22 protein-coding genes are annotated in these 21,228 nt (G+C 68.7%); 7 read left to right on the forward strand and 15 right to left on the reverse strand.

What is annotated here, in order from left to right; all coding sequences use genetic code 11:
- Positions 1-261: 261 nt before the first annotated feature.
- From ACSC1W_RS13575 to hemL, 4 genes are all read right to left on the reverse strand, one after another.
- Positions 262-1,011 (reverse strand): uroporphyrinogen-III synthase, encoded by a 750-nt coding sequence (locus ACSC1W_RS13575; RefSeq protein ID WP_435348068.1) that lies wholly within the window; start codon positions 1,009-1,011, stop codon positions 262-264.
- A gap of 2 nt (positions 1,012-1,013) precedes the next feature.
- Positions 1,014-1,766 (reverse strand): uroporphyrinogen-III C-methyltransferase, encoded by a 753-nt coding sequence (gene cobA / locus ACSC1W_RS13580; RefSeq protein ID WP_435348069.1) that lies wholly within the window; start codon positions 1,764-1,766, stop codon positions 1,014-1,016.
- Positions 1,763-2,851, reverse strand: a complete 1,089-nt coding sequence (gene hemC / locus ACSC1W_RS13585) for a hydroxymethylbilane synthase (protein ID WP_435348070.1) — start codon at positions 2,849-2,851, stop codon at positions 1,763-1,765. The genes cobA and hemC overlap by 4 nt, the downstream gene beginning before the upstream one ends.
- A 457-nt stretch (positions 2,852-3,308) precedes the next feature.
- Positions 3,309-4,649, reverse strand: coding sequence for a glutamate-1-semialdehyde 2,1-aminomutase (gene hemL / locus ACSC1W_RS13590; RefSeq protein ID WP_435348071.1), 1,341 nt, complete (start codon positions 4,647-4,649; stop codon positions 3,309-3,311).
- Between the two features lie 119 nt (positions 4,650-4,768).
- Between hemL and ACSC1W_RS13595 the strand changes: the two genes are divergently transcribed.
- Positions 4,769-5,683 carry a DMT family transporter gene (locus ACSC1W_RS13595; RefSeq protein WP_435348072.1) on the forward strand — a complete coding sequence of 305 codons (915 nt, stop codon included), beginning with the start codon at positions 4,769-4,771 and terminating at the stop codon, positions 5,681-5,683.
- Here the strand turns inward: ACSC1W_RS13595 and ACSC1W_RS13600 are convergent.
- The 6 genes from ACSC1W_RS13600 to hemB form a co-directional block, all read right to left on the reverse strand.
- Entirely contained in the window at positions 5,643-6,242 is a 600-nt protein-coding gene (locus ACSC1W_RS13600) for a TetR/AcrR family transcriptional regulator (protein ID WP_435348073.1), read from the reverse strand. The genes ACSC1W_RS13595 and ACSC1W_RS13600 overlap by 41 nt on opposite strands.
- 153 nt (positions 6,243-6,395) lie before the next feature.
- A complete protein-coding gene (gene glnK1 / locus ACSC1W_RS13605; RefSeq protein WP_435348074.1) occupies positions 6,396-6,746 on the reverse strand; it encodes a nitrogen regulatory protein GlnK1 in 351 nt (116 codons plus the stop codon).
- Positions 6,739-8,202, reverse strand: a complete 1,464-nt coding sequence (locus ACSC1W_RS13610; RefSeq protein ID WP_435348075.1) for an ammonium transporter — start codon at positions 8,200-8,202, stop codon at positions 6,739-6,741. Before ACSC1W_RS13610 ends, glnK1 begins: the two co-directional genes overlap by 8 nt.
- 374 nt (positions 8,203-8,576) lie before the next feature.
- Entirely contained in the window at positions 8,577-9,227 is a 651-nt protein-coding gene (locus tag ACSC1W_RS13615) for a plastocyanin/azurin family copper-binding protein (RefSeq protein ID WP_435348076.1), read from the reverse strand.
- Positions 9,228-9,229: 2 nt separating this feature from the next.
- Positions 9,230-11,008, reverse strand: a complete 1,779-nt coding sequence (locus ACSC1W_RS13620; protein ID WP_435348077.1) for a hypothetical protein — start codon at positions 11,006-11,008, stop codon at positions 9,230-9,232.
- 140 nt (positions 11,009-11,148) lie between these two features.
- Positions 11,149-12,129 carry a porphobilinogen synthase gene (gene hemB, locus ACSC1W_RS13625; protein ID WP_435348078.1) on the reverse strand — a complete coding sequence of 327 codons (981 nt, stop codon included), beginning with the start codon at positions 12,127-12,129 and terminating at the stop codon, positions 11,149-11,151.
- A 107-nt stretch (positions 12,130-12,236) separates the two neighbouring features.
- Here hemB and ACSC1W_RS13630 point away from each other — a divergent pair, with 107 nt between their 5' ends.
- From ACSC1W_RS13630 to ACSC1W_RS13645, 4 genes are all read left to right on the forward strand, one after another.
- On the forward strand, positions 12,237-12,917 hold the full coding sequence (locus ACSC1W_RS13630) for a DedA family protein (RefSeq protein WP_435348079.1): 681 nt from the start codon (positions 12,237-12,239) through the stop codon (positions 12,915-12,917).
- Between the two features lie 89 nt (positions 12,918-13,006).
- Complete coding sequence (locus ACSC1W_RS13635; protein WP_435348081.1) at positions 13,007-13,582, forward strand: GNAT family N-acetyltransferase; 576 nt, start codon at positions 13,007-13,009, stop codon at positions 13,580-13,582.
- A gap of 61 nt (positions 13,583-13,643) precedes the next feature.
- Positions 13,644-14,183, forward strand: coding sequence for a GNAT family N-acetyltransferase (locus ACSC1W_RS13640; protein WP_435348082.1), 540 nt, complete (start codon positions 13,644-13,646; stop codon positions 14,181-14,183).
- Positions 14,184-14,249: 66 nt separating this feature from the next.
- The gene (locus ACSC1W_RS13645) at positions 14,250-14,537 is read left to right on the forward strand and encodes a hypothetical protein (RefSeq protein WP_435348083.1); all 288 of its coding nucleotides are present in this window, start codon (positions 14,250-14,252) and stop codon (positions 14,535-14,537) included.
- 7 nt (positions 14,538-14,544) lie between these two features.
- On the opposite strand, the gene dhaM is transcribed toward ACSC1W_RS13645, so the two are convergent.
- The 4 genes from dhaM to ACSC1W_RS13665 all read right to left on the reverse strand — a co-directional run bounded on the left by dhaM (position 14,545) and on the right by ACSC1W_RS13665 (position 19,045).
- Positions 14,545-14,931, reverse strand: a complete 387-nt coding sequence (gene dhaM, locus ACSC1W_RS13650) for a dihydroxyacetone kinase phosphoryl donor subunit DhaM (protein WP_435348084.1) — start codon at positions 14,929-14,931, stop codon at positions 14,545-14,547.
- A gap of 1 nt (position 14,932) precedes the next feature.
- Positions 14,933-15,637: a dihydroxyacetone kinase subunit DhaL gene (gene dhaL / locus ACSC1W_RS13655; protein ID WP_435348085.1), complete on the reverse strand. Its 705-nt coding sequence runs from the start codon at positions 15,635-15,637 to the stop codon at positions 14,933-14,935.
- Positions 15,638-15,764: 127 nt separating this feature from the next.
- Entirely contained in the window at positions 15,765-16,766 is a 1,002-nt protein-coding gene (dhaK, locus tag ACSC1W_RS13660) for a dihydroxyacetone kinase subunit DhaK (RefSeq protein WP_435348086.1), read from the reverse strand.
- A gap of 128 nt (positions 16,767-16,894) precedes the next feature.
- Positions 16,895-19,045: a (Fe-S)-binding protein gene (locus ACSC1W_RS13665; protein ID WP_435348087.1), complete on the reverse strand. Its 2,151-nt coding sequence runs from the start codon at positions 19,043-19,045 to the stop codon at positions 16,895-16,897.
- Positions 19,046-19,291: 246 nt separating this feature from the next.
- Here ACSC1W_RS13665 and ACSC1W_RS13670 point away from each other — a divergent pair, with 246 nt between their 5' ends.
- Both ACSC1W_RS13670 and ACSC1W_RS13675 read left to right on the forward strand, forming a co-directional pair.
- A complete protein-coding gene (locus tag ACSC1W_RS13670; protein ID WP_435348088.1) occupies positions 19,292-19,888 on the forward strand; it encodes a conditioned medium-induced protein 4 in 597 nt (198 codons plus the stop codon).
- 25 nt (positions 19,889-19,913) lie between these two features.
- A complete protein-coding gene (locus ACSC1W_RS13675) occupies positions 19,914-20,576 on the forward strand; it encodes a CRISPR-associated protein Cas4 (protein ID WP_435348089.1) in 663 nt (220 codons plus the stop codon).
- 12 nt (positions 20,577-20,588) lie between these two features.
- Here the strand turns inward: ACSC1W_RS13675 and ACSC1W_RS13680 are convergent, their stop codons facing one another.
- Positions 20,589-21,173, reverse strand: coding sequence for an L-threonylcarbamoyladenylate synthase (locus ACSC1W_RS13680; protein WP_435348090.1), 585 nt, complete (start codon positions 21,171-21,173; stop codon positions 20,589-20,591).
- Between the last annotated feature and the right edge of the window lie 55 nt (positions 21,174-21,228).

Genomic DNA, 21,228 nt, shown 5'->3' on the forward strand with positions numbered 1-21,228 from the left:
CGACGCCGTCGGGTCGTCCGCCTCGCCGGACCGGCGCTGAACCGCCAGCAGGGAGTCTGCCGATGCCCTCCCGAGTCTGCCGGCGCTCTCCCGGGGGAACCGTCCTCGCCGAGTCACCCGGTCTGGCGACGACCGTTCCTGGCCACCTGCACCCCATTTCGTATCGTGGTATGGAGTTTACACCGACAGACGTGGCCATCACGTCGAGACGGCGGAACAGCTCAGGGACGGCTCGAACGCGCCGAAATCCGCAGGAACAGCTCAGTCGTGGTGCGTCGGTGCGCTCTCCTCAACGACGGCACACGCCAGTTCGTCGAAGTCGGCGTTCTCGGGCACCACGTCGACCGCGATGCCGAGCGACTCGGCGGTCTCGCGGGTCGGCACGCCGATGACGCCGACGACGGCGTCGTTCAGGCCCTCCACGGCGGCCTCGCGCACGCCACGTTCGTCGGCCGTGGCGAGGAAGTTACCGACGGTCAGCGACGAGGTGAAACAGGCCGCGTCCAGGTCACCGGCGGCGGCCAGGTCGACCGACTCGCCTGCGCCGTCGGGGCAGACCAGTTCGTAGAGGACGGTCTCGTGGACGTACGCCCCGGCGTCCTCGAGCCCGTCGATGAGTACCTGACTGCCGTGGTCGCTCCGTGCGACCTCGACGCGTGCGCCGTCGACCGCGTCGGCGAGCGCCTCGACCAGACCGGTCGAGGAGTAGGCGTCCGGCACGACGTCGACCTCGTACCCCTGTTCCTCCAGGGCGTCTGCCGTCGCCTGCCCGATGGCACAGACGGTCGTCTCGTTGGGGTCCCACCCCGCAGACCGGGCGAGTTCGGCCCCCGTCTTGCTCGTCAGGACCGTGTAGTCGGCGTCCGCACGGGGCGACGCACCCGTCTCTCTCACTTCGAGCATCGGGTCGGCGACGGGCGTCGCACCGAGGGATTCTATCAGTTCGACGGCGTCTCGCAGGCGCTCGTCGTCCGGGCGGAACACGGCGACTGTGGTGTCTCTCGTGGTCATGGTCAGGGTCGAGTCCGCAGAAAGTCGACGACGCGCGCCCGGGTGGCGGCGACCTCGCCGACGACGGTTATCGCGGGCGGTTCGATGCCCTCGCTGTCGCGTACGTCGACGATGGTATCGAGCGTCCCCGTGGCCACGCGCATGTCGGGCCAGGTGGCCCGTTCGACCAGCGCGACGGGCGTCCCGTGGTCCATCCCCGCCTCCCGCAGCGCCCTCGTGTACTCGGGGAGTTTGCCGACGCCCATCAGGACGACGAGGGTACCGCCGGTGGCCGCGAGCGCGTCCCAGTCGACGGCCGACTCCTCCTTCGTGGGGTCCTCGTGGCCCGTGACGAACGACACCGACGAGGCGTGGTCGCGGTGCGTAACGGGGATACCGGCGACGCCGGGGCCGGCGATGGCCGACGTGACGCCGGGGACGTACTCGAACGGGATGCCGTGCTCGGCGAGGTGTTCGGCCTCCTCGCCGCCGCGCCCGAAGACGAACGGGTCGCCGCCCTTGAGTCGGACGACGGTCTCGCCCGCCTCGGCGAGTTCGACCAGCCGTCTGTTGGTGTACTCCTGGGGCGTCCACTCCCCGCCGGCGCGCTTGCCGACGTCCTCGCGCCGGTCCTCGGGGATGGTCTCCAGTATCTCCGGGCCAGGCAGTTTGTCGTGGAGGACCACGTCTGCCTCGTCGAGCAGTCTGCGGGCCTTGACCGTCAACAGGTCCGGGTCGCCGGGACCGCTCCCGACGAGGTAGACGAACCCGGTCATCGCTCCCGGGCGGCCGCGACGTGGTCCGCCGCGCCCGCGTCCTGCAGGTCCGCCGCGAACTCGCGTGCGGCGTCTGCGTGGGTCTCGGCGGGGATGTCCCGTCGTTGCTGGACGACGTCGTGGCCGTCCGGGTGGAGCACCTGCGCCGTCGTTCGGACGAACTCGCCCTGCAACACGGCGTGGACGCCGATCGGGGCGATGCACCCCCCGTTCAGGCCGGCGAGGACGGTCCGTTCGACGGTCGTCTCGACGCGCGTGCGCGGATGGTCGAGGACGGCGTGGAGGGTCTCGGCCGTCTCCCCGTCGCGGGCGGTCACCGCCAGCGCGCCCTGTCCCGCCGCAGGGACGAAGTCACCGATGGGGAGGCGCTGGTAGTTCACGTGGTGGACGAGACCCGAGCGCCGGAGTCCGGCCTCGGCGAGGACGATGGCGTCGTACTCCGTCTCGACCTCGCGTCCGAGCGCACGGCGCTCTATCTCCCGCAACCCGTCGAACCACTCGTCGACCGTCTCGTCGTACTCCGGTTCGAACGAATCGTCGCCGGCGTTGCCCTTCCGTTCTCTGTCGGCCTCGGTCCGGCGTTCGTGTTCGCGCTGGAGGGCGGGCGCGAGGACCTTCTCGATGCGCGTGTCGACGTTGCCCCGGAGCGGTTCGACAGTCAGGTCGTCGCGCTGGTTCCTGACCTGTGCGCCCCGGCGCATGGACGACGTGCCGACGGTCGCCCCGGGTTCGAGGTCCGAGAGGCCGGCCCCGTCGGGCGTCACGAGGACGTCGCCCGCCGGTGCCCGTTCGGGGACGCCCGCGACGACGAGTTCGTCGGGCATCTCTGTCGGCATGTCCTTCATCGAGTGGACGGCCGCGTCCACGTCGCCGTCGAGGACTTTCTCGTCCAGCGACCGGACGAACGCACCGGTCTTCCCGAGGTTCGCGATGAGTTCGTCCGTCAGACGGTCGCCCTCCGTCTCGACCTCGACGAGTTCGACCTCGAAGTGGCGCTCCGCCAGCGCCTCACGGACCGTCGACGCCTGGCGGATGGCGAGGTCGGAGCCTCGCGTCGCCAGCCGGATCGTCCCACGAGAGTTCATGCTCGACAGTCGGCGGTGGAGGGTGAAAAGCCCACCAGTTTGGCCTCGTCGGTCGGTCGGCGCGTCCAGTTCCGGTTCTCGGCCCCGAAATCGCCGAAATCGACCGTCTCGGGACGGGGCGTGCTTCGTTCGCGCCGTCGACTCGGTCCGGGGGAGCGCACGGCATAAACCGGATGCCGCGATACGAAATCAGGTGGGTCGAGCGAGCGGAGAACGCATCGCCTCCTCGTAGAACGGCCTGCTGGAGCACGAGACCGCGGAGACGATGTCGGTGAGACGGCACCGGTACGTTCGGTGAGTCCGCCTCGAACGCCCCCGTCGAGGTACCAGAGTCGGTCGTATGAGTCGTCGTACGGGCCGGCGCCGAACGTCTCGCGGTCGGCGTCAGTGTGGGCCGGGCCGTCGGTCATCGACGGCGCAGAAACGCGAGGAAGAAAGAGGACGGTCGCGGGGACGCCTACAGCGCCTCCTTGTACGCCTCCAGCGTCTCCTCGACGTCGGCCTCGGTGTGGGCGTGGGAGACGAACTGGGACTCGAACTGGTTCTGGCTGAGGAAGACGCCCTGCTCTCGCATCTTCGGCCAGAAGATGCGCCGCCAGCGGTCGGTCTCGGCGTCGGAGACGTCGCCGCCGTCCTTCGGGCAGTAGTCGTAGCGCGGACAGTCCGGGCGCTGTTTGCACCCGGCCTTGCACTGGCCGGAGCGGTCCTCCGGGCCCTCGCGGGTGAAGATGACCTTGAACATCGAGTCGGTACCGGTGACGGTGTACTCGGGGGCGTAGTCGGCACAGAGTTCGGTCAGGCCGCGCCTGAGCTGGTCGCCGAGGTCGTCGACGTGGTCGTACACGTCGTTCTCGGCGGCGAACTTCAGGGTCTCCAGTCCGGCGGCCATCGTCACCGGGTGGCCGGAGAAGGTGCCGGCCTGGAACACGTCGCCCGAGGGCGTGAAGTGACGCAGTATCTCGGCCTTGCCGCCGATGGCACCGACGGGGAAGCCTCCGCCGATTATCTTCCCGAACGTGGTGAGGTCGGGGTCGATGCCGAACTTGCCCTGCGCACACTGGAGGCCGCCGACCCGGAAGCCGGTGATGACCTCGTCGAAGACGAGCAGGGAGCCGTGGTCGTCGCAGAGGTCGGCGAGGGTCTCGTGGTACTCGTCGGTCGGGGTGACGATGCCGTAGTTGGCGAGGATGGGTTCGACGAGGACGCCCGCGATGTCGTCGCCGTGCTCCTCGAAGACGTGGTGGGCGGCCTCGTGGTCGTTGAACGGGACGGCGATGGTGTGCTCGGCGAAGTCGTCGGGGATGCCGGGGCTGGACGGGTGGAGGTGGTTGCCCTCGCCCTCGACGAGCGTGGAGTCGTTCGCACCGTGGTAGCTCCCCTGCATGACGACGATCTTGTCCCGGCCGGTGTACGCCCGGGCGAGGCGGACGGCGGAGACGGTCGCCTCGGTGCCGGAGTTGACGAACCGGAGCATCTCGACGCCGGGGACGTGGCGGGTGACGAACTCGGCGTGCTCGACCTCTATCTCGGTCGGTGCGCCGAACATGGGACCGTTGCTGGCGTGGGTCTGGACCGCCGACTGCACCGGTTGCGGGAGGTCGTGACCCAGCAGGAGGGGGCCGAGTCCCATCACCCAGTCGATGTACCGGTTGCCGTCGACGTCGACGACGTGGCCGCCGTCGCCGCGCTGGACGAAGAAGGGGTACGGCTCGATGGCCGCACGGACCGCCGAGTTGACCCCGCCGGGCATCACGGAGAGCGCCCGGTCGTACAGGTTCCGCGAGTTCTCCTCGTGCATGGCCGGGGGTTCGGACCCGCCAGTAAAAACCCTTGATACCTCGCCACACCGCTCGAATCGTGGTGAGACGTGTCGACACGATGGATGCTTTATTGACGGGCCGTCGCCTGTCGAACGGTATGCAACGCCGTGACGTCCTCGGGTTCGTGGCCATCGCCGCCATCTGGGGGACGTCGTTCCCCGCGACGCGGGCCGGCGTCGAGGTGGTGCCACCGGTGCTATTCGCCGCGTTGCGGTTCGACGGGACCGCACTGCTCGTCCTCGGCTACGCCGTGGTCGTCGCCGGGCGGTGGCGACCCCGCGGCGACGACTGGCACGCCGTCGTCGCCGGCGGCGTCGGCATCGTCGCCGCCCATCACGCACTGCTGTTCGCCGGACAGTCGTACGTCACGAGCGCCGTCGCCGCCGTCGTCGTCGCCACCGTTCCGGTGTTCACGACGGTCCTCGCCCGGACGGTCCTGCCCGAGGAAGGTCTCGACGCGACGGGCGTCCTCGGCCTGCTGCTCGGTCTGTTCGGGGTCGTCCTCGTCGCTGTCCCGGCGGACGACCTGGCGGGCGGCGCGATGGCCCTGTGGGGCGACGCGTCGCTCGTCGGCGTCGCACTGGTCTTCGCCTCGGCGCTGGCCTGGGCCGTCGGAACCGTCGCCGTGCGCCGGGTCCGGACGGACCTCCCGGTGGCGGCGATGCAGGGCTGGGCGATGGTCGTCGGCGCGCCGGTGCTCCACCTCACCAGCCTCGCCGTCGGCGAACCGCAGGCCGTCGACCCGACCCGGACCGCCGTCGTCGCCTACCTCTACCTGGTCCCGGTCGCGGGCGGCCTCGGCTACCTCCTGTACTTCCAGTTGCTCGACAGCCTGGGTGCCATCGAGATAACGCTCGTCAGTTACGCGATACCGGTGTTCGCGGCGCTCGTCGGCTGGTACTGGCTGGGAGAGTCGGTCACCGTCGAGACCGTCACCGGGTTCCTCGTCATCTGTGCCGGCTTCGCGCTGGTCAAGCGTCGGGCTCTGCGCGACGCTGTGACCCGGTCCTGAGTCGGTCGAGGACGAAGGTGTCCAGCGCGTCGTGGAGCACCGTCGGGTCGGCACCCCGGGCCGCCCGTCGCAGGGCGGCGTCGCGGACAGACAGCACGACGGCCGCCGTCGACGCCGGGTCGACGGGTTCGAACGACCCCTCGGCGACGCCGTCCTCGACCGTCTCTACGACGGCGTCGAACATCTCCTGCTCCAGCGCGTCGAGCGCGTCGCTGATGCGCTCGTCGGTGAGCGCCGCCGCCTGGAAGGCGACGTACGGTGCCAGCACCTCGTCGTCGTGGTCGAGTCCGACGAGCGCGTCGAGCAGCGTCCGCAGGCGAAGCGCCGGGTCCGTCGGCGCGACCAGGACGCTCTCGACGAACCGGTCGCGCTCGTAGGCGAGGAACGACGCGACGACGTCGCCGACGTCGGCGTAGTGGCGTTCGACGAGGGTGCGGTCGAACTCGCTTTCGGCCGCGACGGCACCGAGCGTGAGTCCCTGGTAACCGCGCTCGACGATGACGGCCCTGACCGCCTCCATGAGGGCCGACTCGACGACCGGTGTGGGACCCTGGCTCATGTCTGGTTACACACAGGGACGGACACCGTCAAAAACGCAATGGCCGGGTTTCGTCGTCCCTAAAGTGTCTATCGGCCGTTCGACCGGGTCGACGGACGTCGCCGACGCTGGTCGATGCGTCGACAGGTACGCGAGAAGGGAGCCACGCCGTGGTCAGACCGCGTCGGGGCCGCGCTTGCCGGTCCGGACCTGATAGGCGTCCTCGACCGGCAGGACGAATATCTTGCCGTCGCCCTTCTCGCCGGTCCCGGCCGCCTCGGCGATGGCCGAGACGACGTCGTCGGACGGGACGTCGGCGACGACGCACTCGACCTTGACCTTCTGGTGCAGGTCGACGACGTACTCCTCGCCGCGCCACTGGCTCTTCTTCGCGGGCTGTGAGCCACGACCGGAGACGTCGGTCACCGTCAGCGACGGCGCACCGACCTCCGCCAGCGCGCGCTTGACGTCGGTCAGGCGGTCGGGTCTGATGATGGCGACGACCATCTTTATCTCGTCACCCATCGGTCTCACCCCCGTCGGTCGGGGCTGCGCCACCGTCGGTGCGGACGCCACCCCCGGTTCCGCCGTCCGCACTCACGGTCGGACGGGTCGACTCGGGGCTGCTATCGCCGACGAACTCGGGGTACGTCGAGATGCCGTGTTCGCCCGCGTCCAGGCCGGCTTCCTCCTCCTCGGCGGAGACGCGCAGGCCGACGGCAGCGTCGAGGACCGCGAACGTCGCACCGGTCGCGACGACGGTCCACAGCGCGATGACCCCCACGCCGACGACCTGCATCGCGAGCTGGTCGACGCCGAGGAACGCCCAGCCGTCGCCGAGGATGGCGGTCCCGGAACTCGACGCGCCGAACACCGGGATGAGTACGGTGCCGACGGCACCGGCGGCGCCGTGGACCGCGAAGACGCCACAGACGTCGTCTATCTTCAGGAAGTCGACCGTCCAGCGGTAGGCTGGCAGGACGAGCGCGCCGCCGACCGCGCCGATGACGAGGCCGCCCCACCAGGTGACGTGGGGGACCGCACCGGTGACGGCGACCAGACCGGCCAGCAGCCCGTTCGCCATCCAGAGCGGGTCGGGCTTGCCCTGCCAGGTCGTCGAGACCACCATCGCGGCGACGGCGCCGGCACCCATTCCGAGGGTCGTCACGAGCGCGACGCGACCGAGCGCAGCGCCCATGAAGGCGACGGAGCCGTCCTCGGCGACCGAGAGGACCGTCGCCTGCGTCCCGACGTTGAAGCCGTACCAGCCGAACGCGAGGACGAGCGTGCCCAGGACCGCGAGCAGCATCGAGTGTCCCGGGATGGGCTGGCTCTCGCCGTTCTCGTCGAAGCGACCGGCGCGCGGGCCGACCATCTTCGCCGCGACCAGGCCGGCGAGACCGCCGACCATGTGGACGACGGTCGCACCGGCGAAGTCGAGGTAGCCGACGCCGAGGGCCTCGCCGACGAGACCGCCGGTGCCCTCGGGCGTCGGGCCGGCGAGCAGGCCCCCGGACCAGGTGAGACCCTGGACGACCGGGTAGATGAGGGCCGTGATGACCGCAACGAAGAGGACGTACGCCCCGAAGTCCATGCGTTCTGCGACCGCGCCGGAGACGATGGTCGCCGCCGTCATCGCGAAGACGGCGCCGAACAACCACTCGATCCAGCCGGTCGACCCCGGGTCGCCGACGTAGGAGAACGCCGCCATCACGTCGAGCGACGCCCCCGAGGTGAGCATCCCGACCACGCCGGCCAGGCCGGCGCCGACGAGGAAGTACACCAGCACCCCGAGCGCCCAGTCGGTCATGTTCTTCATCAGGACGTTCCCGACATTCTTCGCCCGGACCTGCCCGGCCTCGAGCAGGGCGAAGCCCGGCTGCATGAAGAAGATGAGGAACGACACGACCAGCACCCAGACGTAGTTGATGCTGTCCGCGACGGCCTGTGCCTCCGCCTGCAACGGGAGGGCCTCTAGCATCCCCCCACCTCGGCGAACGCGCAAGTGCTGCCTCTTTCTGTACATTCGGCCGCTTTTTCTACCGATTCCGCCAGGTTCGCACTCATATGCTACGGTCAAGAGCCACGGTGGGCAATGGTATAAGGTTAAGCGTTGACAAACGTCTATATTAACTCGTCCTAATGGGCGGTCGTCCAACTTAATAGCGAATATAATCCATACAAGGTTGTTTATCGCGCAGTTCTGTGGACGTCTGTCGGTCCGTTTCTGGACGAACGTCACGTCCGTCTACGAGGGTCGCGTGGCGGTCCGGACCCGCGCGCCGAATCGGTCCGGGCGGCGGTCGACTTCCGGTCCTGCGTCGATGGACCTGTCCCCGTCGACGGTCGGTCACCTCACTCCGACCGTCCTGCCCACTCGTCGTACGAGACCGCTCCCTGCTCGACGATCAGGTCCGACGGCGGGAGGTCGTAGTCGGGGTTGGGACTCTCCTCTGCCGGGCCACCCGGTCGGTCGACGACGATTCGACCGACCATCCCGACCGCCTTGTGCGGGATGCAGTAGTAGTCGTGCGTGCCCGGCGTCTCGAACGTGACGTTCCGGAACGTCCCGACGTCGCTCCAGACTCCGGTGTCCCACGGTGGCGCACCGTCCGGGATGCGCCGGCGGAGGGCGGCCGTGTTGTCCGGGTGGTACGCCGTCGCCGAGTGCGCGCCACTCACCATCTCGAACGACACGGTCTCGCCCGGTTGCACGAGGAGTCCGATGGGGTCGAAGTAGAGTTCGGTGTAGCAGCCGACCGTGTGGTCGGCGGCCTGGTCGGTGTTGCTCGGCGTGCGGTACCCCCCGGTCGTCGTCCCGCCGTCGGCCGTCTCCGTCTCGACTGTCGTCGCCGCAGTCGTGACGTCCGTCTGGGTGCCGCCGGTGTCATCCGGTTCGTCGGGCGCAGTTCCGTCACCGAGACAGCCACCGACCCCGAGGGCGGCGACGGCGCCGGCGAGGCGCGCTAGCGTCGAGCGCCTCGACGGTCGGTCGCTCCCTCCCATCGTCAGTAGTTCTCCGCCCGCATCCGGAAGCGGAACGCGAAGGGGTTGGTCGTCGCGTGCTGGCCCTGCCCGGTGTCACGGGAGGAGAGCGTCCTGACGAGTACCTTCTCCCCGTCGAGGCTGGCGTCGGCCAGGTAGTTCGACGGGTCGAGGTACTCCTGGTGTTCCAGCATCTCGCGTACGACCCCCTGGAGCGTCTGCTCGTACTCCACGAAGTTCGGGTCGTACTGGAGCGCGTACGTCTCCTCGCCCGGGCGCTCGAACACCAGTCGCTCCTGCCCGTCCGCGTTCTCGACACGGAGTCGGGGCGTGGAATCCCTGGTCGTCCGGCCCTCCGTCGCCTGCTGGGACCACGAACTCCCATCGTAGGTGCTCACGGTGGCCGCGTCGAACCCCGGTTCCACGCAGAGGTGGAACGTGTACAGCGGGAACCCGTTCGTCGTCCGGAACCCGGTGGTCGGGTGACGCGAGGTCACCTCGACGACGCCGTCGTCGTGGAAGTTCCAGTCGATGATGTAGCGGTAGGGGCCCCAGTTCTGGCCGAAGCGCCACTCCCAGTGGTCGAGCGACCCGGTGTGGTAACTGCCCCGGATGCGGAAGCCGTCGCGGAGGTCGTGTTGCTCGATGACGCCGGGGCCGGTGAAGCCGAGGGTGTCCCAGAAGTGCCAGTTGGCCCGGCCCTCCGGGACGCCGGGTCCCTGCATCCCGAACGGTTCGTAGTCGCTCAGCATCCAGGGAATCTTCGTCTCGGTGCCGAACACCGGCGTCCCGTTGTACGAGGCCTCGACGCGGTAGGCGTCGTGGAGCGTGTTCGTCCACCGGACCGTCCACCCGTCCCGTTCGATGGTCTGGTCAGGCCGCCTGAGTTCCCAGTTCGTGTCGTCCATCGCACCCGGCACCTCGATGGGTCCCTCGCGGTACTCGCCGACGTCGTTCCCTCGCACCCGTTCGGCCACGTCGGTGAGGGGCGTCGTCGTCTCCCGGGTCGGTTCGAGCACGTCGAGCACCTCGTTCGTCTCGCCGGTCGTGACCGCCGCGGCGACGCCGACCAGGCCGTCGTCGTACTGCTTGTCGTTCCAGTTGAACACCACCGGCGTCACGGTGCCGAGGGGGTACTCCTCCGAGTACGCGGTGATGATGGAGTAGTCCGACGCCGCGATGAACCAGTTCTTGCCGTCGAGGGCCTGCTGGACGCGCTCGTTCGCCATGGCGGCCTCGACGGTGGCCATGTTCATCCCGTCGTAGGACTGGGTGATGGTGTGCGGTTCCCGGACCTCGCGGTGCAACTGGCGCAACTGGTCGGACTCGCGGTCGACGAGCGCCTGCACCTGCTTGACGTCGGTGTACTCGATGGTGTGCTGGCCGCTCTCGACGCTCCCGCTGACGGTCATCCCGTGCGGTGCGAGTATCTCGACGAAGTCCACGCCCTCGAAGATGCGATGGTACGCCGACGACGACACCGCGTTCGTGACCGCGTCGGCCGCCTCGGGAACCGCGAGGACCTGTTCGAGCGCCGCCAGCTTTCGCTCCTCGACGAGTGCGTCGAAGTCGTCTGTGTCGCGGGGCGAGAGGTAGCGCAACTCCCCGACCGGGTCGGTCTCCGTCCCGGTGTCGGTGGTCTCGACCGTCGACGTCGCCGTCTCCGTATCGGCCGCCGTGTCGGTCACCGTCGTCTCCGTCCCCGTTCCGTCCCCGGAGCACCCCGCCAGCGCGACGCTCGCTCCCGTACCGAGTGCGGTGAGGAACGCTCGACGATGTGGTTTGTTACCAAATGACGCCATACGACGTGTTCGTTTCCAGTCAGTATGACTGTACACCCCCACATGCGGGGAGTTTATCAGTTGTGATAATGCACTTCTGACGGACTGCACCCCGTCCTCCAGGCACGTCGGAGAAGCAGGTCGCGGCCGAGCGTCCCTCCCTAGAGCGCCCGCGCGACGTCCTCGGCGAAGTACGTGACGACGACGTCCGCCCCCGCGCGCTTGATGGAGAGCAACGACTCCCGGGCGACCGCGTCGAGGTCCAACCACCCGTTCTCGGCGGCAGCGTGCAGCATCGCGTACTCGCCGGAGACGTTGTAGGCGGCGACCGGGTGGTCGAACCTGCGGCGCACGTCGGACACGACGTCGAGGTACGGGAGCGCCGGTTTGACCATCAGCACGTCGGCCCCCTGCTCGACGTCGAGTGCCACCTCGCGCACGGCCTCGCGCCGGTTCGCCGGGTCCATCTGGTAGTGTCGCCGGTCCCCGAAGGCGGGTGCGCCGTCGGCGGCGTCCCGGAACGGGCCGTAGAACGCCGACTCGTACTTCGCGGCGTAGCTCATGATGGGGACGTTCGCGTGGCCGTCCTCGTCCAGCGCCTCGCGGATGGCCCCGACCATCCCGTCCATCATGCCGGACGGGGCGACCATGTCCGCGCCGGCGCGGGCGTGCGAGACGGCGATGCGTTCGAGCAGGGGCAGGGTCGCGTCGTTGTCGACGGTGAGGTCGGCGTCGGTCTCGGCCCCGTCCTCGACGATTCCGCAGTGGCCGTGTTCGGTGTACTCGCAGAGACAGACGTCGGTGACGACGTAGGCGTCCGTCTCGGCCGTGATTCGACGGGTCGCCTCCTGTACGACGCCGTCGTTCGCCCAGGCGCGCGACCCCTCGGCGTCCTTCCCGGCCGGGATGCCGAAGAGCATGACCGCCTCGACGCCCGTCTCGCGCACCTCCTCGACGCGGGAGACGGCCTCGTCGACCGGAACGCGCTCGTGCCCGGGCATCGACTCGATGGGGACGCGCTCGTCCGTGGTCGCGTCGACGAACACCGGCGCGACGAAGTCGCTCGGTGCGAGGCTTGTCTCGCTGACGAGGTCGCGAACGCCGTCCCGTCGAAGCCGCCGCGGTCGGTCCGTGAGGTCCATGAACGGGACTCGGGACGGCGGGGCTAAAAACTGCACCGTCCGGGGACGAGGCCGAGACCGACGCGACACATAAACGCTTTAACGGCCGACACGCCTATCCGGTACAGATGCCCGACGAGCGTGCCGACGGCGGTCACGAACGCGCGGACGGAACCGCCACGATTCACGGACGCCTGCGCGTCTTCGCCGAGGACTACGGCCTGCTGGTCGTCGCCGGGACGTTCTTCCTCGCCGGCGTCGCCGGCATCCTCCTGTACGTCTTCGGCGACACCCAGCTCGCCCGCGAACTCATCGACCGGTACGGGCTGGCGGCCCTGTTCTGCATCTTCGTCCTCGAGGGGGCGATGTTGCTCTACTTCGCCCCGAGCGAGTTACTCGTCCCTTTCGGCATCGCGGCGCTGGCGCGGACGGAGACGGGGTACGACATGGTGACCGTCGCGACGATACTCGGCATCGCCGTCGTCGGTGCGACCATCGGCCAGACGCTGCTGTTCGCACTGGCCCAGCGAGGCGGCCGGGAGTGGCTCCTCCAGAAACCGTGGTTCCGGGTCGACGAGGGGCAACTCGACCGGTTCGACGGCTGGTTCCACACGTGGGGACGTCCCGCCGTCCCGGTCAGCAACGCCCTCATGTTCACCCGGGGGATGCTGACCGTCCCCGCCGGCGTCGCCGAGATGGACGTCCGCGAGTTCGCCGCACTCTCGGCCGTGGGGACGCTCCTGTTCGAGTCCTGGCTGGCGGCCGCCGCCATCCTCGCCATCGACCTGGACCTGTTCGGGTTCCTGTAGGCCGGGGGGTCGAACGGACGCCGACGGTCCACGTCATCGGTTCACAGACCCCCGGAACGGCTTAGTGACGACCGGGTGACGTGAGCAGTATGCCAGGTCCCACGTTCGCGACCGGCGACCGGATCACCCTTCGGACCGTCGAGGAGGAGGACGCGGAGTTCCTCGCCGCCCACTCGAACGACCCGCGCATCCGCAACCCGATGACGTTCACCGGGCCGCGGAGCGTCGACGAGGTCCGAGAGCACGTCGACGACGACGGCGACGGCGCGCGGTTCCTCGCCTGCGTCGAGGGGGAGGACGCCGGCTACGACGAGCGGTTCGTCACCGGGGACGGGGTCGAACCCGTCGGGTTCGTCATGCTCTTTCACGTCGACCAGCGCGCTGGCAGCGGCGAGGTGGCCTACTGGCTCGCCCCGCCCGCCCACGGCGAGGGCTACAGCACGGAGGCGGTCTCGCTCGCGCTCGACTACGCATTCGGGACGCGCCGCCTCCACCGAATCAAGGCCCGCGCACTGGAGAGCAACGTGGCCTCGCGCGGCCTGCTCGAATCGCTCGGGTTCCGGGAGGAGGGCGTCGAACGCGACGCGAAGTTCGTCCGGGGCGAACACGTCGACGTCCACTGGTACGGCCTGCTCGACGACGAGTGGCGCGAGGGCGACGACTGACCACGAGAGAAACTCACACACCCACGAAACCACTTTACGGCCCTGAGCGAGAGGTGAAGCCATGCCAGGTGCCGCCTTCCTGTCCGGTGACCGCGTCACGCTCCGAACCATCGAAGAGGAGGACCTCGACCTGCTCAACCGGAACATCAACGACCCACGGGTCCGTCGCCCGCTGACCAGTGCGGACCCCGGGAACAGCACACAGACGCGCGAGTTCTTCGAGGAGGTCGTCTCCGACGACGACTCGGTGAACCTGCTCATCTGCGTCGACGGCGAGGACGGCCCGGACCCCGTCGGGGACGTCGCGCTGTTCAAGATTCAGAACCGTACCCGGTGGGGCGAGATCGCCATCACCGTCGCGCCCGAGCACTGGGGCAACGGCTACGCGACCGAAGCGTCCGAGTTGCTCGTCGACTACGCCTTCCGCGAGCGCAACCTCCACCGGGTGCAGGCCCGCGTCATCGAACCGAACGAGGCCTCCGCCCGCATCTGGGAGAAACTCGGCTTCACCCACGAGGGCACGGTCCGGGAGAACCAGTACTACGACGGCGAGTACGTCGGGACCCGATACTACGGCCTGCTCGAAGACGAGTGGGACTGAGGCGGCGAGAACCGGACCAGCAGGCCGCACACAACGGTTATGCCCGTTGTCGGCGTACTGAGTAGTATGGCATTCGAGAAGCTCACGCTGTTCGAGATCAGACTCGACGACGCACACTTCGGCGACTCGAACGAGTACGAGTTCGACGGTGAGGACGGAGCCGAGTCGGCCGAGATGGAGTCGGTCTCCGGTGGCTCCCGGGCCCGTCGCGTCGCGGGTCTGGTGGCCGCCAGCGTCCTGGTCTCCGTCGCTGCTGCACTTGCTGCCAGGCGGCTCCTCGGCGGCGACGAGGACGAGGAGGCCGGCGAGGCCGCAGAGATAGAACTCGAAGAGGACGTCGACACCGTCGCGTAAGTCGACACTACTGTAACTTCCTGTACTCGCGGGCCTCCTCCGCCCGCGCCCGGACCGACTCGAGCGTCGCCTTCGGACTCGACGCTTCGACGGTCGCGTTGAGACAGCCCTCGAGTATCGGGGCGTCGGCGATGACCGCCTCGACCGCCGCCGACTCGATGGCGAGTTCGGCGGCCATCACGGCGCTCCCGAGGTCGACGAGGACGACGACGCCGTCTTCGTCGGCCGCGGCCTCGATGGCCCGTTCGACGTCCGGCGCGGTCGTTCCGAGGCCGCCGTCCGGTCCACCGCCGGCGACCTCGATTCGACTGTCGTCGCTCCCCATCTCCAGGGCGACCTCGCGGATTCCTTCGGCCGCCGTCCGACTGTGCGACACGACGACGAGTCCGACCATCTCACTCACCCTCGTCGTCGTCCGGCGGTGCTGGAGCGGTCGCGTCGGCAGTCGTGTCGCCTCCGGCGTACTCCCGGGCGGTCGCTACCAGTTCCTCGACGATGAACAGCGTACTCGTCGCGCCGGGGTCCTGGTGGCCGACCGACCGCCAGCCGAGGTACGAGGCGCGCCCCTTCTGTGCCCGTATCGGCGTCGTGAACGCGACGCCCCGTTCGGCCGCGTCGAGGGCCTTCGCGAGCGCCTCGACCGGCGGCAGGTCGTCCTGCTCGATGGACTTCTTGAACGTGTGGACGGCGGGCGTCAACGCGTCGACCATGGTCTTCGCGCCGACTGACGCACCACCCCTGTCCGTCACCTTCTCCAGGTACGCCTCGGCGAACGCGACGGCCGATTCCCCGGTCAGACCGTCCGAGAGTTCCTGGCTCGCGTGGACTATCGACCCACCGTACAGGGGCCCCGCCGCGCCACCGACCTCGGAGACGAGCGCCATACCGACCGTCTTCACCACCTCGTCCAGCGGTTCGTCCTCCATCCCGTCTACCTCGTCGAGCACCGTCTGGAACCCGCGGTTCATGTTGGTCCCGTGGTCCGCGTCTCCGATGGCCGAATCCAGTTCCGTCAGGTACTCTCGTTCCGACTCCATCCGCGTCGCGATGTTCTCCAGCGCGTCGAACAGCGCCTGACGAGCCTCAGCACTCTCTACCATGCGAACAGTAACCACACCAACTCGGATAGGCGTTCCGCCGGTTCCCGGCACGGGCACGTGCTCCGACCACGACGACCAGTGCCGTGGTGGCGACGGCACCGCGCTCGACCGGCGTCCGGTTCCCGCCCTAGTCGCGGACCGTCAGCGCCGGCGTGTCGGTGGGCGCGGACAGCAGGTCCTTCAGTTCGTCGTCCACCTGTAGCACCGTTATCGAGGCACCCGCCATGTCGAGCGAGGTCATGTAGTCGCCGACCCAGGCGTCCCAGGTGTCGACGTCCCGTTCGTCGAGGAGCGACTGGAGCCGCCGGTTGACGATGTACAACTCCGAGAGCGGGGTCCCGCCCATGCCGTTGACGATGGTCACGACCTCCGCACCGTCGTCGATATCGAGGTCCTCCAGCACCGCCCCGGCCAGTTCCTCGGTGACCTCGTCGGCGGTCGTGACGTCGGTCCGCTCGACGCCCGGTTCGCCGTGGATGCCGATGCCGAGTTCCATCTCGTCCTCGCCGAGGTCGAACGTCGGTTCGCCCTTCTCCGGCGTGACGCAGGACGTGAGCGCCATGCCCATCGTGCCGACGTTGTCGACGACCTTCTGGGCGACGCGCGCCACCTCGTCGAGGTTGCCACCGGCCGCCGCCCTCGCGCCGGCCACCTTGTGGACGAGGATGGTGCCACAGACGCCCCGCCGCCCGCTCGTGTACAGCGAGTCCTCGACCGCCACGTCGTCGTCGACGACGACCGACGCCACGTCGACGTCCTCCATCTCGACCAGTTCGGCGGCCGTCTCGAAGTTCATCACGTCGCCCTCGTAGTTCTTGACGACGCAGAGGACGCCCTCCCCGGCGTCACAGGCCGTCATCATCTCGCTCAACTGGTCCGCGGTGGGCGACGTGAAGACCTCCCCTGCCGCCGCACCGTCGAGCATGCCGGGACCGAGGTACCCGGCGTGTGTCGGTTCGTGTCCGCTGCCGCCGCCACTGACGACGGCGACCTTCTCCTGGACCGGTGCGTCCGCACGGACGAGTACCTCCTGTCCCTCGAGACGACGGACCCGGTCCGGGTGCGCTGCGACCATCCCGTCGAGCATCTCGTCGACGACCGCCGACGGGTCGTTGATAAGTTTCTTCATGGTATGCGTTCACACATACCGCTTTGTGTCACATTAGTTTGGGTGGCTGACCGGCCTGGTTCGACCGCGAGTCGACCGAAACGACGCCACCCGAAGAACGAACCGCCTGCTGGACAGAACCGCCCGCGTCAGATTCCCGCCGTCTCCTGCTCGCCGATGGCCTCGACCACGAGTTCGGCGACGTCGACGACCTCGATGTCCTCCTCGAAGCCACCGGTCTTGCGGCCGTCCTCGTACATCGTCATGCACATCGGGCAGGCGACGACGAACTTCTCGACCGCCTGGCCGGCGTCGGTATCCTCGAGCGCCTCGCGCAGGCGCTCCTCGCTCGGTTTCTCCTCCTCGTCGAGTTCCATCCAGAGGCCACCGCCGCCGCCGCCACAGCAGAACGAGTCCGCACGGTTGCGGGGCATCTCGTAGAGGTCACAGCCCGTGGCCTTCACGAGTTCGCGCGGGGCCTCGTACTCGTCGTTGTACCGACCGAGGTGGCAGGGGTCGTGGTAGGTGACGGTGTAGTCGAGTTCGGTGCCCGAGAGACCGAGTCGCGGGACGAGTTCCTCGACGACCTGGGTCCAGTGGTACACCTCGACCTCGCCGTCCTCGTTCCAGTTCCCCTCGTAGTCGAACGGCATCACGGGGTCGTCGGCGAACTCGTCGAAGTCGACCTCGGGGTACTCGTTCTTGATGGTGTTGTAGGAGTGCGGGTCCGTACAGACGATCTTCTCGAAGTCGCAGTCCTCGAAGGACTCGACGTGGTGGCCCGCGAGTTCGATGTAGAGGAACTCCTCGCCGACGCGGCGGATGTCGTTCCCGTCGTACTTCTCGTCGTCGAAGAGGATGCCGAAGTCCACGTCGGCGGCCTGCAGGATGGTCGCCAGCGACCGGGCGACCTTCTTGTTGCGGTCGTCGAAGCTCGGGTAGTCTCCGACGTACCAGAGGTACTCGACCTCCTGCTCGCGGGCGTCGGGGACGTCGACGTCCACGTCGTCGGCCCAGTCGCCGCGCTTCCGGTTGGGGTCGCCGAAGGTGTTGCCCTTCTGCATCACGTTCTGGAACACCTCCTGCATGCTCGGCTGAATCTCGCCCGTGTCGGTGAGCTGGCGGTTCATCCGGGTGAACGACTTGAGGTGTTCGATCTCGACCGGACAGGCGTCCATGCAGGCCATGCAGGCCATGCAGGACTCCATCGTCTCGGCCTGGATGACCGAGGACCCGCCGTCGGTCACGATGGCCTGCTCGTCGCCACCGGCCTCGAGGTTCTCGCGGTACTGCTTCAGGTCGAGGATGACGTCGCGGGGGTCGAGCGGGCGACCGGACGCCTTCGCGGGACAGACCGAGGAACAGCGCCCGCACTTGGTACAGGCGTCCTGGTCGAGAATCTCCTTCCAGCTGAAGTGGTCGATGCTCTCGGCCCCCGTCTCGGCGTCGAGGTCCGCCGGCACGGACGGGAGGCGCGCGCCCGCCTTCTCGTCGCGGGTGACGACGTTGGCGAAGCTCGATATCATGTGGAACGGCTTCGCGAAGGGGATGAGCGCGATGAACGCGAGGGCGAGGAGCGCGTGGCTCCACCAGACAAGGGGGTAGACGTCGGCGGCGACCCCCGGCGTGACGCCGACGGTCTCGAACGACCGGGCGACGAACCAGCCGACGAAGCTCACGACCTCCCACTCGGGGAACGACTGACTACCGGCACCCTCGCCGAGGATGCGCAGTCCCTCGACGACGTAGCCGCCGGCCCCGAGCAGGAACAGCGTCCAGACGAACAGGTCGTCCTCCGGACTGGTGTGTTTCCCCCACAGGCGCTCGTTGCGAACCCAGTACCGGCGGTAGATGGCCATGCCGACGCCGACGACGAACAGCAGGCCCATCGCGTCCATCACCAGCGAGTAGGAGAGGTAGAACGGGCCGGAGAGGAACGGACCGTTGCCGAGTGCCTTCTGCCAGATGTCGATGTCGAACCCGATGATGGCGGTGCCGATGAGCAGCGTCAGGAAGCCCCACATGATGAACGTGTGCATCAGGCCGCCGTAGAGGTCCCTGTTGAACTGCTTCTCGTTCGAGGCGACTATCTTCGCCGCCTCGACGACGCGCCGCGGGAGGTCGTCCGTCCGTTCGAACCAGTCGTCGGTGCCGCGCGTGTACCGGGCGAATCGCCGGTAGACGCCCCAGAAGAAGGTGAGGATGGCGAGGGCCGCGAAGAAGTAGAACACCAGCTCCTGTACGTGCCCGATCTGCCAGAACGTCTCACGTCCTTCTGTCTGTAGCAGCGGTACTGTCATACTCTATCACCGGGGCGATTGTGGCTTAAATCTTGTCACAGACTGTGCGGTGCGCCCCTCTCCCGTCTGTCGAGAATCGCGAACGCGTTTCTAATTTATTCGACCGCTGGTACGACGGTCGAACCGGGGGGCTCCGGCCGGGTCGGCTCCCGGACGGTCCGTCGTGTCCCGGTCTCGACGGTCGTGCCCGAGCCCAACCAGTTCGCCGCAGGCTTTTATATCATAAACACGTTATAATCTGCGACCATGGACCGAAAGACAGAGGAGCTACGTGACATCTTCATGGACGTGGCCGACGGCGAGACGGTCACGGAGCACCAGGAAGCGTCACGTGGGTCCCTCGCGGACCGCGGCGACGTCTCGGGTCGGCTAGCAGACGTCGTCGAGCAACTGCGCGAGCGATACTCGTTCCGCACCGACCTCGACGACGAGACGCTGTGTTCGCTGGTCCGTGACTTCTACGCCGGTTCGACGGACGCCGAACTCGCGCGCGAACTCGACGTCACGCGACACACCGTGTACCGCGCACGGATGGACCTCCACCTGCTCCGGGAGAGCGACCTCGACGCCCCGTTCGACCTCTCGACCCTGCGGGACCGTCTCGACGGCGACGAACCGCTCACAGAGGTCGCCGACGACCTCGGCGTGAGCGCCTCGACGGTGCGACGCTACCGCGACGCGCTGGCGGCCCGCGACGAGTCGCGGGCGGCCAACGACCGGTACCGGGACGAGTTCGACGCGATACTGGCCGACGCGGACCTCACCGGCGGCCTCACCGACGACGTGAAGGACGACGGCCTCCGGGACGCGACCGAGGACGCCGAAGTCGACGTCTCATTTTAAGTAGGAAGCCGGGGCCAGACGGGGCGTGTTAAGCTTCAGCGACCTGCGTGCGGCCACCTACTGCCCGCGAAAGCTCTACTACGCCCGGCGAGCGGACGACCGGAGCGTCCCCGACGAGGTGACGGCCGTCAGGGTCGTCGGAGACCGGTACCCGGCCATCCTCGACGGGACGATGCCGGACGACGAACTCGCCGACCTGCCGGTCGAACCGCCGCCCGACGCGTACCGCGCGACGCTCCGGCGGACGAGCGAGACCTGCGACCGGTTCGACGACCTCGCCGCCCCCGCCGACCGGGACGTGCTGGTGACCGGCCGTGACTGTCGTGGCGTCGTCCACAAGGTGCTGACCGACCCGCCGGCACCCTCGCTCGTCTCGGCGGGGAAGCCGCCCGAGAACGGCGTCTGGGAACCGCAGTCGGTGTGGGCCGTCGCGGCCGCGAAGGCGCTGGCCTGGGACCGACAGGAACCCGTCGACCGTGCGTTCGTCGAGTACCCCGCCCACGGCGTCGTCCGGACGGTCGAACTCACGGGGCGACGAACGGCGGCCTACCGACGTGCCATCAGGACGGTCGAGGCCATCGACGGGCCGCCGTCGCGCCTGCGCAACCGGTCGAAGTGTCGCGCCTGCGAGTACGCCGACGCCTGTGGCGTCAGGACGCGAACCCTCCGGTCGCTGCTCGGCGTCTGACGCCTCTGCCGGTCAGTTCGCGTCGAACCAGGCCTCGATACGGTCCGCGAGCGCGCCCCGGCGGTGTATCTCGCCCGTCTCCACGTCCACGACCGTGCTCTCTGTACCCGGCGTCGGGCCGTCGTCGAGGACGTGGTCGACCCGTTCGCGGAACGCCGGGTCGAGGTCCGCTGGGTCGGTGACGCTCGGAGAGCCGCTCCGGTTCGCACTCGTCGCCGTGACGGGCGTCGCGGCGGCCCGGTAGAAGTCGAGGGCGACGGGGTGGTCCGGGACGCGAATCCCGACCTGCGCTCGACCGGCGGTCAACACGTCGGGGACGTGCGGCCGGCGGTCGCACAGCACCGTCACCGGGCCAGGGAGGAACTGCCGCATGAACCGCTCCTCGCGGTCGGTCGCCACCACGTGCTCCAGCGCCGCCTCGACGGTCGGGACGCCGAGGGAGACGGGCTTGTCTCGGCTCCGTCCCTTCGCCTCGAAGACGCGCTCGACGGCCGCCTCGTCCAGCGCGTCGGCGCCCAGTCCGTACACCGTCTCGGTGGGGTAGACGACGAGTCCGCCCTCTCGGACCACCTCGCCGGCGCGCGCTACGTCGGTCATGGTCGGCGGTAGTCGGGCCGGGAGTAAAAGCCTGTCAGAAAGCCGCCCGGACGAC

It is taken from the genome of Haloarchaeobius marinus (assembly GCF_051207415.1).
GTDB lineage: Archaea > Halobacteriota > Halobacteria > Halobacteriales > Natrialbaceae > Haloarchaeobius.